The sequence below is a fragment of the Epilithonimonas sp. JDS genome (genome assembly GCF_021261315.1).
Lineage (GTDB): Bacteria > Bacteroidota > Bacteroidia > Flavobacteriales > Weeksellaceae > Epilithonimonas.
In genome coordinates, this window is the sequence record NZ_JAJSAX010000005.1 from 1 (window position 1) to 12,632 (window position 12,632).

A 12,632-nucleotide genomic window follows, 5' to 3' on the forward strand; every position below is an offset into this window, starting at 1 on the left:
AAATGCTTTCAAATGTAAAAGATTTGTAATCCTCAATCTCTAATTCATAACTTTTAAGATTTTCAATAATTAATTTAAAAATCAAAAAAATTATGACGACACAAAAAACATTTGCTCAAATCGTGGAACTATGGAAAAAAGACAAACAACTTTATGTGAAAAAGTCTAGCTTTTCGGCTTACGTCCTTTTGCTGGAAAACCATTTGTTACCTAAATTTGCGGAAGTTAGTAGTATAGAAGAAGAGGAAGTTCAGCAATTTGTTTTTCAAAAATTGGAACAGGGATTGAGCCAGAAAAGCATCAAAGATGTTCTTATCGTTTTGAAAATGGTAATGAAATTTGGGGCAAAATATAAATGGATTCAATACACGCCATTCGATATTCAATATCCAACCGTTCGAGAAAATCAGAGTATTGAAGTTTTGACGAGAACGCATCAGAAAAAAGTGATGAACTATATTCAGGAACATTTTACATTCCGGAATCTGGGCGTTTACATTTGTCTTTGTTCGGGAATGCGGATTGGGGAAATCTGCGCACTTACTTGGGAAGATATTGATACGGACAACGGGATTATCAACATCAGAAAAACCATTCAGCGAATCTACATTATCGAAGATGGAAAACGCAGAACAGAATTGCTTCTCGATACACCAAAAACCAAGAATTCAATACGTGAAGTTCCAATGAGCAGAGACCTTTTGCGAATGTTAAAGCCTTTTAAAAAAATTGTGAATCCTTTGTTTTTTGTTTTAACAAATGATGCTAAACCTACCGAGCCAAGAACTTACCGGAGTTATTATAAAAATCTGATGAAACAGCTGGAAATCCCGGAAATTAAATTCCACGGATTGCGTCATAGTTTTGCAACCCGATGTATTGAAAGCAAATGTGATTATAAAACTGTGAGTGTCCTGCTAGGACATTCCAATATCAGTACAACATTGAATCTTTATGTCCATCCAAATCTAGAACAGAAGAAAAAAGCAATAGATCAAATGTTTAAAGCATTAAAATAGTTTTAGTTATGATATTTTTTGTTAGATTTGATAAAACTATTAACAACATTGTCAGAGTTTCAAACTCTGACAATGTTTTTTAACCATAAAACTTGTAAACGCAAAAATGTCCAGCCAGCCCGAATATATTCTTGAACAAAAATTAGTAGAACAATTACAGCAGTTAGGTCATAAGCCAGTCAGGATTTGCAACGAAGCAGATTTGATTATCAATCTAAAAACCCAGCTCGAAATTCATAATAAAAAACAATTTTCCAATAAAGAATTTGAGAAGATTTTAAATCATCTTGCTAAAGGAAATGTTTTTGAAAAAGCTAAAATATTGCGTGACCAATTTCAGTTTACCAAAGACGACGGGAATTCGGAATGGATTGAATTCATCAATCAGGATAGCTGGTGTCAGAATCAATTCCAAGTCACAAATCAAATTGCTCAGGAAGGAGATTATAAAAACCGTTACGATGTCACGATTCTAGTCAACGGTTTGCCTTTGGTTCAGATAGAGCTAAAACGTCGTGGTTTGGAAATGAAAGAGGCTTTCAATCAAATCAACCGTTATCACCATCAGTCCTTCAATGCTGGAAAAGGTTTATTCAACTACGTTCAGTTGTTTGTTATCAGTAATGGCGTCAATACAAAGTATTATTCCAATAACGCCAAGCAGAGTTTTAAACAAACTTTCTTCTGGTCAGACGAGCACAATAATAATATCACACAACTTGAAGATTTTGCACAGGCATTTTTGGAGCCTTGTCACATTGCCAAGATGATTACAAAATATATTGTGTTGAATCAAACGTATAAAATTTTAATGGTTCTTCGACCGTACCAATATTATGCGGTAGAAAAAATCGTTGAAAGGGTTAGAAATACCGATAACAATGGATTTATTTGGCATGCAACGGGTTCGGGTAAAACATTGACTTCGTTCAAGGCAAGTCAGATTCTCAAAGAAATTCCTAAAGTTGAAAAGGTTGTTTTTGTGGTGGATAGGAAAGATTTGGATTATCAAACGCAAAAAGAATTTGATGCTTTTGAAAAAGACAGCGTAGATGCTACAGAAAATACGGCACATCTTGTAAAGCAACTTTCTGACAATACAAAACTCATTGTAACAACTTTACAAAAGCTGAATACCGCCATTACCAAAGAAAAGCACGGTAGAAAAATAGACCGTTTAAAAGACAAAAAAGTCGTATTCATTTTTGATGAATGCCACAGAAGCCAATTCGGGGAAACACATCAAAATATTAAGAAATATTTCCAAAAAGCACAGATGATTGGCTTTACTGGAACTCCAATTTCGGAAGTGAATTCAGTTGGAAAAATAAATGGAATTTCTGCCACTACAAATATGCTTTTCAAAGAATGTTTGCATAAATACGTCATTACAGATGCTATCAGAGATGAAAATGTTTTGAAATTCTCTGTAGAATATGTCGGCAGATACAAAGAAAAGGAAGGTAGTAATACTTACATAGATATGGAAGTTGAAGCTATTGATACTCAAGAGTTACTTGCAAGTCCAAAGCGTCTGGAGAAAATCACTGATTACATTATAACGGAACACGATAGAAAAACCCATCAGAAAACTTTCAATGCGATGTTCTGTGTCAGTAGCATAGATGTTTTGCAGAAATATTGTGACCTCTTTCAAAAGAAAAAAGAAGAGGGAAAACACAATTTGAAAATTGCAACCATCTTCAGTTATGGAACTAATGAAGAGAATAATGATGCAGACGGAAATTATCAGGAAGAAGATGTTTTGTCAATGGTTGCGGAGCCACCTGCAAAATATGGTGATTCACATAGCAGGACTGTTTTAGATCGATATATTGGTCATTATAATGAAATGTTTGGGACCAATTTTTCTACCAAAGACAGTCAGACTTTTTATAATTATTACAATGACATTGCGAAAAGAGTCAGAAACAAAGAAGTTGATTTGATTATTGTGGTCAATATGTTTTTGACAGGATTTGACAGTCCACAACTTAATACTTTATTTGTAGATAAAAACCTGAAATATCACGGATTGATTCAGGCATTTTCAAGAACTAATAGAATTATCGGAGAGAAGAAGTCGCAGGGAAATATTGTTTGTTTCCGCAATTTAAAATCTGCTACAGATGATGCTGTTACTTTATTTTCTAATAAAGAAGCTATACAGGAAATTATCATTCAACCCATTGAAGATTACATTGAACTTTTCAAAAATTGTTTAGAAAAATTAAAGTTGGTTGCGCCAGAAATTCAAAGTGTAGACACTTATCAAACCGAGCAGGAAAAATTTGAATTCGTTACAGCATTCCGAGAATTGATGCGTATTCTAAATGTTTTAAAATCCTTTACAGATTTTAGTTTTGAGCAATTAGAGATGACAGAATTTGAATTTGATGGATATAAAAGTAAGTATCTTGATATTTGGACTACAATTAAGGGAAATAAAGATGGTGGCGACAAAGTCAGTATTTTAGATGATGTTGATTTTGAATTGGAGCTCATCCATCGTGATGAAATCAATGTGAGCTATATACTTTCACTATTAGCAAATATTGCAGATATAAAAGGAATTAAACGAGAAGCGAAAATAAAAGAAATTCGTGAAATCCTATCCGGCGATGCCCAATTAAGAAGCAAAAAAGAATTAATTGAAAAATTCATAGACGAGAACTTGCCACATATTCCGGATGGCGATTCTGTAAGCGACGAATTTGATAATTTCTGGAATAAAGAAAGAACTGATGCTTTTGAGAAAATTGCAGAAGAAGAATCTCTTAATAAAGAAAAATTTCAAGAAACGATTGATAGCTTTCTTTTCACTTCCAAAATACCCAAAATGAGTGATGCCTTAAAACTCTTAGAAATAAAACCAAAACTGACCGAACGAAATAATATTGGAAAAAGAATTATTCAAAAAGTTCAGGATTTTGTGGAGGTTTTTATTGATGGGGTGGCGAGTTAAAAAGCATTTTTAATTATGATAGATTTTAATTTACTGATAGACAGGTTTTTGAAAATAATTGACACAATTGGTAATCCTAATGAAGGATATAAATATCAGGCAATTCAGCATTTTCAAGATAATTGGAATATTGACGCTGTAAATTTTCATAAAATGTTAAAGGAGTCTTTTGCAAAGAGAGAAAATCTTTTTTATCAAAACTCTTGGGGATTTATTGATAAGTGTTCATTTCATTTTCCTGATGAAGTAAGAGAAATGTTTAAAAAACTATTCAATGAAGATGAAAATCTTGAAGTTCGTGTTTTGAGTTTTCAAGTATCAGTTGAAAAACTGTTGACCAAACTAAAAGATATTCTCAAAAGAGAAAACCTAAACTCTCAACAAGACGAAAGAACAATAAGTGCTTATCTTGCTTTCAGATTTCCTGAAAAGTATATTTTGTATATGGCCACATTTTTTAATCCTTTGGTTAAAGAGTTTGATATTTTTAGAGACGAAACAAAAAAGAATTATTCAAAATTATTAGATATTCTGCCGTCCTTTAAAAAAGCCATAGAATTGCGGAGTGATTTTATAGAAAAGTATAGAATTTTTTATACAGAACCTGATTGGGACGATACTAATTTAATTATTCAAAATGTTCTCTATATTGTCTATAATAAAGGATTAGCTGGAATTTACAATGGTAGTTTTGATCATTTTGATCGAAGTAATTTAGAAAATTATTATCTTTTTTTAGATGAAATTATTTCTAAATTTCACTTAAAAAAAGGAGACAACAGAGTGGTTTATAATGTAGCAGAAAAGCAACTAAATTTTACTGTTGGGCAAAAGTATGCTTGGTGTTTAAAAAGTAAAACAAAAAACAACCCTTTTAGAGTTCTTACAAATGACCAGTTTTCTCAGCAAATCGATATTTTCAATTCAGATACAGGTAAGTTTTTAAATGATTTTAGTTTAATAAATATGCTGTCAAATGAAAGAGAAAATGTGTTTAATGCAATTGAAAATGAATTACAAAGAACTGAAAAATCAGGTTATTATAAATACAATGATGATTTTTATGAAAGATTAGCTTTTGATAAAGATTTTAGAAGTTTAGTTTTTGATAAATTATTAAAACCAATGAGCGATATCAACTATTGGATTTTCCAATGCAATCCTAACGAATATTATTTGTCAACAGCTTTGAGAGATGATGCTTTAAACTCTTGGAAAGTCAATGCTCACAAGAAAAAAATAAAGATTGGAGATAAAATTATCATTTGGTTGGGTGGCAAGAATGCTGGCGTTTATGCTTTAGCAAATGTAACTTCAGACATAAGAGCAGATATCGAAGATGATCCGAAATATTATAAAAAAACACCAAAAGCAAAAGATGATAGAGTTGCGATTGAAATAGAGTATAATCTTTATCAGGCTCCAATCCTAAAAACAGAACTAGAAAATCAATCATGGTTTGCTGATATGAACGTGGGTTTTCAAGGTACCAATTTTACCTCTTCTGAAGAACATTATAATAATATATTGGATCTAATTAATAATGATTTAAAAACTGAGAATATTATTTTAGGTATGAATTATCCTCTCAACCAAATTCTCTACGGCCCACCAGGAACCGGAAAAACTTATCATACGATTTCAAAGGCCATTGCTATTGCCAATCCCAATTTTAATCTCGATCAGAAAAGAGAAATTGTCAAGGATGAGTATGATCGTTTGGTCAAAGAAGGTCAAATCATTTTCACCACTTTTCATCAAAGTATGAGTTATGAGGATTTTATTGAGGGTATAAAACCTATAATGAAAGAGGACGAGGGAGAATTGAGCTACGAAATACAAAGCGGAATCTTCAAAGATATATGCATCAGCGCTGCAAAAAGGAATGAAATTGCAGTAATCGATAATTTTGAGGAAACTTGGCAAAAACTCATTGAAGAAGTAAAAAGACAAATAGCAGATAAAAAATTACTAAAAATTGGTTCCTGGGAATATGGTTTGTCATCTAAGGACTCACTCAAGTATTCATCTTTGAATTCACCTTCTCAATATACTTTTACGATTACCAAGCAAAATATCCTTGATGCCTATCAGAATAAACAAGCAAGACCTTCTGGAGCATTTCAAAAAGATATGGAAGACATCGTAAGATATATGAAAACCAATTTTAAGCTTTCTGAATATAATCACACTACTGAATCTTTTAAAACCCAAAATCAAATAAATAAGAATTTTGTACTTATCATTGACGAAATCAACAGAGGCAACGTCTCCCAAATCTTCGGAGAACTCATCACGTTAATAGAGGACAGCAAAAGACTAGGAAAGGAAGAAAGTCTAGAAGTAACCCTGCCTTACAGCAAAGAAAAGTTTGGCGTACCATCCAATCTTTACATTATCGGAACAATGAATACCGCTGATCGCAGCGTAGAGTCTTTGGATACAGCATTACGAAGACGTTTTTGCTTCGAAGAAATGTTGCCGGATCTTGAAGTTTTGAATGGAAAGGAAATTAGTGGCATATTTCTAAGAGAATTATTGGAAACCATCAACAAAAGGGTAGAGATATTACTGGACAGAGATCATACCATTGGACATTCTTATTTCATCAATATCAAATCTGAAGACGATCTGAAGAATACTTTTAAAAATAATATTATTCCTCTGCTACAGGAGTATTTCTATGGCGATTATGAAAAAATAGGAATGATCCTTGGAAATGGCTTTTTTGAAGACTCAGAGAAATATGATAAAAGCTTATTTGCCAGTTTTGCTACACAGAATTATCCTGATGCAGGAAATCTAATCAGGCTGAGAACCATTAATGAAAGTTTTAATATCATCACGGCTTTGGAAATTCTTTTGAAAAAAGAAAAAGCGACTAATGAATAGAATTCAGGTTTTTGAACATAGCTTTTTACCCATTGAGAGAGGTAAGTTTGAACAGCGTCATTTTGTAGCGTTGTCGAAGCTTAACGCTTTACACAATTACCAATATTTTGATCTGAAACATAATGGGGTAGTGTTTAAACAATTTGTGGGTGTGATTCAAATTGATGGATTGACTATTGAGATCTTACCAAAAGTAGATAAAAATGAAGATGACAGTGAAGCCTCAAAAAAGAAATGGCAGTCTGTCTTAATTGAAATGCTTCGTATAACCAGGAAACTTAAAATTCAGCAAGTTGGTCAGGCTAATGTGGCAAAGCAATCTATCCATTTACTCGATATTTATTTTGAATGGTTTCTGAATGAAGTGCAATTGCTCATTCGTCAGGGATTAATCAAACAATATTACAAAGAAACTGGAAATGTAAAAGCACTGAAAGGCAAACTTGAATTTGCAGGTCACATTCAGAAGAATCTTGTTCACAAAGAAAAATTCTACACCACGCATCAAGTTTATGATAAAGACCACTTGATACACCAGGTTTTAGGACAGGCTTTGGAAATTATTGCTACGTTATCGAAAGGAAGTTACCTCTACAGCAAGTGTAAAAAGGTACAACTTGATTTTCCTGAGGTGAAACCAATCAAAGCCAACGAAAATACGTTTTCGCAAATTCCCAAGTCAAGAAAGACCGCACCTTATGAAAATGCTTTAGCAATCGCAAGATTGATTATTCTCAATTATGCTCCGAATGTTTCCAGCGGTTCAGAAAAGATGCTGGCTTTGCTTTTTGATATGAACAGTCTTTGGGAAGAATATATTTTGGCTAGATTAAAACAAGCTTATCAGAATACTGAAATCACAGTATATGGACAAGATTCAAAAAATTTTTGGAATGGAATTACAATACGTCCGGATATTGTAGTGAAGAAGAATGATGAGGTTGTTTTAATTATTGATACAAAGTGGAAGAATATCGATCAATCGCTACCTTCCACCCACGACCTGAGGCAGATGTACATCTACAATGAGTATTGGAAAAGTACAAAGTCGCTTTTGTTGTATCCTTCCAATGATATTAGTTTAAAAGATTTCAAATGTTTTGAAAAAATAGAAGAGGAGGAACATCACCAATGTGCCTTAGGTAAAATCTCTATTTTTAATGAAGAAAACAAATTGGATGCAAACATAGGTGCGATGATAATATCACAAGCCCTCGGCAACCAAAAACATCCCGCTCCTCCGCAGCTCCCACAAGACTACCTATAATCTCGCTACAAACATTCCCCTCCTCCGGAGGGATGCCCAAAGGGCGAGGTGGTCAATTAGCAAACCAATCCCACAATATCCTTTAAACACTCAAAAATTTTGCTCCCTTTTTAAAGTTGCAGAAATAAAAATTTTCCAACAACCCCAAAACTATTTTTTAATAAGGATGTTTTGATGAGCATATTGACAAATGTTGTTCGCCCTAAATTTAAATTAATCAATCGCTTAAGAACATTCCCCTCCTCCGGAGGGGTGCCCAAAGGGCGGGGTGGTCAATTAGCAAACCAAATCCCACAATATCCTTTGAAACCCTAAAAATTTTGCTCCCTTTAGGGTCGGGGCAACAAAATTTTCCAACAACCCAAACTTATCCCAACAACTCCATTAATCCCATCAAAAATCCCAACTTTATAACACACCATTTTTGACAAAGTCAAACCTAAAACGCCAGCCTTTAAAAAAAAAGAACCCATACCCTCGTGTAAACAAAAAGCGCAACATCATCCAGACATTGCACTTTTCAAAAAACAGAGTAGCCTCCAACTCCCCAATCCTCAAACTTTCCAACCCTCAAAACTCCACCTAACTCACCACCACACTCCCAACATACTCAGAGATAGAAACCCTCGTCCCATCAGCATTTAGCAGACAAAGCCATACATGCACCGTCTTCCCGACAAATTTATTGAGCAGGTTCACTGTGGCGGTTGTGTCAGCTCTGGTCGCAATGTTGCGCATCAGTTTCGGACGGTTTTCATCATCAGCACAATAGAGGATGCAGATTTCATCGGTCGGCTGTGCATCGGTGCCATCGCTGTTGTCTTCCCACGTTACAGTAAAAGTAGAAGTGGTTGCAGAAGTAAGATTGTTTAGCGGAACTTCCGGCAGGTCACCTTTCGAGAACAGAATGTCCTCATTCATGCGGGTAATGGTCAGCTTTGTGAAATCAATTTGATAGGCATTCATAATATTGGTCATCGCAAGGTTGTAGCGCGACCGCATTCCGGAACGCTCTCCAAAATATTGGCTGGCAAACGATTTGTAACCGGAGATGAAAAGAGCAGATAAACTCATACGTTCTTTAACCAAAGCCTGCTTCGGAGTTGCAGGCTTATCATTCTTCTTCGGGCGGATTCTGGAGATCTCGGTTCCGAAGACATTAGCAATCACGATACGGCCGGTACGCCCTTTGGTACCGCCTAAAATGGAGTCAGTAACTTTTCCCATGATAAATAGATTTTTTTTGTTTATTGATGTAAAGTTGAAAAAAATACCAACCCGAAATTTTTATTTACCGCCTTTTACTTCATTTTACCAAACCTTACCGTACATTGCCACTTTCCGTATCCCCGCTGTATCAATTCTGTATCCGTTCTGTATCCCCACCGTATCCATTCCGCATTCCTCCCGCATCCTTCCGGTATCAATACCCTAAACTCCATTTACAAATTAAACCTCCACCCATCACCTATCATCCATCATTTATCACCCATCATCTCCAACCTAAAACCTTCCACCTGAAAAAAAAAGACAGACTCACCGCCTGCCTATAAAAATTCATAATACCTAACTAATAATTATTAGAGCTTACCTCACTTCCTAGTTCTTTGTTTTCTGACTTTCAGTTCTTTCTTTTGATTAAGTTCCAGGAGATCCTTGAGTAAATAAGGAATAAACGTTAAATACCGTCCTTTGAATGGAATAAATGACAGATAGCCATCTTCTCTGCAGTTGTACAGACTTTTTTTACAGATTTTCAATCGGGTTATCAGTTCTTCATCGGTTATGAAGAGATCCAGGCTGTGCTCGATTTTAAAAGGTTTGGCTGAAGCATTAAAACAGTTTAATGCATTTTCAAAAGCCCTAGCGTCGGCTTCTGAAAGAGGAAAAATTGTTTTCATTTAGATGTATTTTTGTTTTAATGTAAATATAATGAAATTATTAACTGTTGTACAACTAGATAGTTAGGGATTTTAAAATAACTTGATAGTACGCTTTTACTAGTAGAAAATCAACCAAAACTTTGATCAAGTTTAAGTGTAGTTAAATTACACATCTCATTATAATGATACAATATAAATTAGAAGTAAGTAATAGTTTTAAAAAATAGAAAAGTTAATTATGTGGTAGGTTGTTTGTTGGCACTGGTTGAGCCAGTCAGCTTACAGAAGTCTTCGAGAGCCTCAGACTGACAAGGCGAATTACCCAGCAAGTCCTTAAACAACTGTTGACTGAGAATCCCGAAGTTACGCTAGAAAGCCTAAACCATCAATTCAAAAACGCATTCCCCCGGATCCTCACACAACTCTCACTCCCCAAGTAAAGCGGATTCCCATGCTTCTCCGACCAGAAGCCATCTAGAGTATCCTTGTTAATACAGCGGTAAACTGCCACACCTTTGTAGATTTGGTGGTCATCTCTTTCATAACTAAAATTAACCACCAGAATCTGATCTTTAAAAAAGCCTGTCCCATTCTGAATATGATCACCAATCGTCCATTGGGCAATGATCCGGTTGTTTTCATCAAGGCTTAAAGTCAATATCCCGTAATAGGGCGCACCGCTCACTTCCTGATTGCTGCCTTCCACCGCAAAACTCCCCACCAAATCCTGTACTATCATTCCCGCTATTTTAATGCTGCAAAATTAAACAATCTCAACTTTATGATTTACCAGGAAATTTTTGCTCCGTTTAAAGTTTGCGCTAACAAAATTTAAAACAATCTCATCACTATAATCTAAAACCTAAAACCTGCTACCCAGAATGCCACCTTTAACAAACTTTTATAATTTCCGAAACCCCGATCGGCATTATATTTTCTTAACTGTTGACATATTAACACCAAAATAAAATATTATGTCAAAGCAAATTGCAATACTCGCAACCAACGGCTTCGAAGAAAGCGAATTAAGTTCTCCAAAAGAACATCTTGAAAAACAAGGCTGGACAACTCACATCATCAGCCCGAAAGTAGGAACCATAAAAGCCTGGGCAGAAAAGGACTGGGGAAAAGAATACGACGTGGACAAAACCCTGGATGAGGTGTCAGCTTCTGATTATGATGCATTGGTATTGCCAGGCGGCGTGATCAATCCCGATCAGCTGAGAACAAACCAAGCTGCTTTGTCTTTTGTACAGGATTTCTTCACACAGCACAAGCCGGTGGCTGCCATTTGTCATGGTCCTCAGATTCTGATCAGTGCGGGCGCTGTCGAGGGCAGAAAATTAACCTCTGTAGATTCCATTAGCATCGACCTTAAAAATGCCGGAGCCATCTGGGAAGACAGTGAAGTAGTGGTAGACAATGGTTTGGTAACCAGCCGTACACCGGAAGATCTGCCGGCCTTCAACGCCAAAATGGTAGAGGAAATCAACGAAGGTAAACACGAGGATCAAAACCTCTAAACGTTTTTCTGATTTAATCATATTAAGACCTGGGTTTTTGCCTGGGTCTTTTTTGTTGGATTGCTTCGAGAGCCTCAGCATGACAGGTGAGTGGGAGAGTGGGAGGGTTTTAGGGTTTTAGGGTTGGAGGGTTTGGATTGTGGTCAGGTTTGAGGTGCTTCGAGAGCCTCAGCATGACAGGTGGGTTGGAGAGTTGGAGAGTTAGAGCGTTTTAGGGTTTAGAGGGTTTTGGTAAGTTTTGGGGTATTTAAAGAATCTTTAAAACAACTCGTTATTCCAACTAGTGAATGCCACTCTGGTGGATGAGGGCTGAAGTCAAAACTCTTGTTAAACTTTTAAAAATCGGTTATTTCTAAAGTTTCAATGACTTATTTGAATTTCGAAGTATAAGGTACTTAAAGCCAGGAATTCTGTTAAACTTTATGCAATGCACTTCTATTTCAATTAAATTAATTACTTTAGCGCCCCCGTTGATTATTAGTTAATAATATTGAACTATTTTTTAACCGGACATAACAAATAATCCATTATCTGTGATTAATAAAGGTCAAATCGTAGAAATACCAGCTACATCTTCAATTTATAATGATGATGAGGGCGTCTTTTCATCAAAGAAAGATCAACTGATCCGCAAAACAGCCAAAAGAAATTACGGTCTCTTTGACGGTTTTCTGGTTGGCGAGCATCAGGGTGTTGCGCAATTTAAACTCGGACAGCGGAAGGGCATCAATGTCGGTGGAAAAGCAGCACCGCTTTACGTCATTGGAATTAATGCCGCTACCAATCAGCTTTTCGTAGGAGAGGGCGAAGACCATCCCGGACTTTGGACCGATGTTCTTTCATTTTCCACAGATCGGATTGAGCTGAATGGCTTAAATCCAAGTCCTGAGGAATCTGAACTGGGAATCGCAGTCAGCATCCATTCCCCAATTGCAGACATTGATATCATCGCTACACTTTATCTCTTTGATTCAACTTTGTTTCTGGAATTTGAAGCGCCGGTTTCAATCGCCATTCAGGATCATCCGCTGGAGATCTATTTTGACGATCATTCTGCACCCACAATTAAAATAATTAATTAAA

The 12,632-nt window shown here is 35.6% G+C and carries 9 protein-coding genes; 6 read left to right on the plus strand and 3 right to left on the minus strand.

Annotated elements, in window-relative coordinates:
- Positions 1-92: 92 nt before the first annotated feature.
- The 4 genes from LUD75_RS13780 (at position 93) to LUD75_RS13795 (ending at position 8,143) form a co-directional block, all read left to right on the plus strand.
- Positions 93-1,019, plus strand: a complete 927-nt coding sequence (locus LUD75_RS13780) for a site-specific integrase (RefSeq protein WP_232706334.1) — start codon at positions 93-95, stop codon at positions 1,017-1,019.
- 106 nt (positions 1,020-1,125) lie between these two features.
- The gene (locus tag LUD75_RS13785; protein WP_232706337.1) at positions 1,126-3,984 is read left to right on the plus strand and encodes a type I restriction endonuclease subunit R; all 2,859 of its coding nucleotides are present in this window, start codon (positions 1,126-1,128) and stop codon (positions 3,982-3,984) included.
- 15 nt (positions 3,985-3,999) lie between these two features.
- Positions 4,000-6,876 (plus strand): AAA family ATPase, encoded by a 2,877-nt coding sequence (locus LUD75_RS13790; RefSeq protein ID WP_232706339.1) that lies wholly within the window; start codon positions 4,000-4,002, stop codon positions 6,874-6,876.
- Complete coding sequence (locus tag LUD75_RS13795) at positions 6,869-8,143, plus strand: McrC family protein (RefSeq protein WP_232706340.1); 1,275 nt, start codon at positions 6,869-6,871, stop codon at positions 8,141-8,143. Before LUD75_RS13790 ends, LUD75_RS13795 begins: the two co-directional genes overlap by 8 nt.
- Before the next feature lie 582 nt (positions 8,144-8,725).
- On the opposite strand, the gene LUD75_RS13800 is transcribed toward LUD75_RS13795, so the two are convergent.
- The 3 genes from LUD75_RS13800 to LUD75_RS13810 all read right to left on the minus strand — a co-directional run bounded on the left by LUD75_RS13800 (position 8,726) and on the right by LUD75_RS13810 (position 10,765).
- A complete protein-coding gene (locus tag LUD75_RS13800; protein WP_262908214.1) occupies positions 8,726-9,370 on the minus strand; it encodes a DUF6266 family protein in 645 nt (214 codons plus the stop codon).
- A gap of 365 nt (positions 9,371-9,735) precedes the next feature.
- Positions 9,736-10,044, minus strand: coding sequence for a hypothetical protein (locus LUD75_RS13805; RefSeq protein ID WP_232706342.1), 309 nt, complete (start codon positions 10,042-10,044; stop codon positions 9,736-9,738).
- A 367-nt stretch (positions 10,045-10,411) separates the two neighbouring features.
- Positions 10,412-10,765 (minus strand): hypothetical protein, encoded by a 354-nt coding sequence (locus LUD75_RS13810; RefSeq protein ID WP_232706343.1) that lies wholly within the window; start codon positions 10,763-10,765, stop codon positions 10,412-10,414.
- A 235-nt stretch (positions 10,766-11,000) separates the two neighbouring features.
- Between LUD75_RS13810 and LUD75_RS13815 the strand changes: the two genes are divergently transcribed.
- Complete coding sequence (locus LUD75_RS13815; protein WP_232706344.1) at positions 11,001-11,549, plus strand: type 1 glutamine amidotransferase domain-containing protein; 549 nt, start codon at positions 11,001-11,003, stop codon at positions 11,547-11,549.
- A 533-nt stretch (positions 11,550-12,082) separates the two neighbouring features.
- On the plus strand, positions 12,083-12,631 hold the full coding sequence (locus LUD75_RS13820; RefSeq protein WP_232706345.1) for a tRNA methyl transferase PRC-barrel domain-containing protein: 549 nt from the start codon (positions 12,083-12,085) through the stop codon (positions 12,629-12,631).
- Position 12,632 lies beyond the last annotated feature (1 nt).

What these genes read in the sequence shown, in the direction of transcription:
- LUD75_RS13780 (WP_232706334.1), top strand. Translation starts at nt 93, where the DNA reads ATGACGACACAAAAAACATTTGCTCAAATCGTGGAACTATGGAAAAAA.
- LUD75_RS13785 (WP_232706337.1), top strand. Translation starts at nt 1,126, where the DNA reads ATGTCCAGCCAGCCCGAATATATTCTTGAACAAAAATTAGTAGAACAA.
- LUD75_RS13790 (WP_232706339.1), top strand. Translation starts at nt 4,000, where the DNA reads ATGATAGATTTTAATTTACTGATAGACAGGTTTTTGAAAATAATTGAC.
- LUD75_RS13795 (WP_232706340.1), top strand. Translation starts at nt 6,869, where the DNA reads ATGAATAGAATTCAGGTTTTTGAACATAGCTTTTTACCCATTGAGAGA.
- LUD75_RS13800 (WP_262908214.1), bottom strand. Translation starts at nt 9,370, where the DNA reads ATGGGAAAAGTTACTGACTCCATTTTAGGCGGTACCAAAGGGCGTACC.
- LUD75_RS13805 (WP_232706342.1), bottom strand. Translation starts at nt 10,044, where the DNA reads ATGAAAACAATTTTTCCTCTTTCAGAAGCCGACGCTAGGGCTTTTGAA.
- LUD75_RS13810 (WP_232706343.1), bottom strand. Translation starts at nt 10,765, where the DNA reads ATGATAGTACAGGATTTGGTGGGGAGTTTTGCGGTGGAAGGCAGCAAT.
- LUD75_RS13815 (WP_232706344.1), top strand. Translation starts at nt 11,001, where the DNA reads ATGTCAAAGCAAATTGCAATACTCGCAACCAACGGCTTCGAAGAAAGC.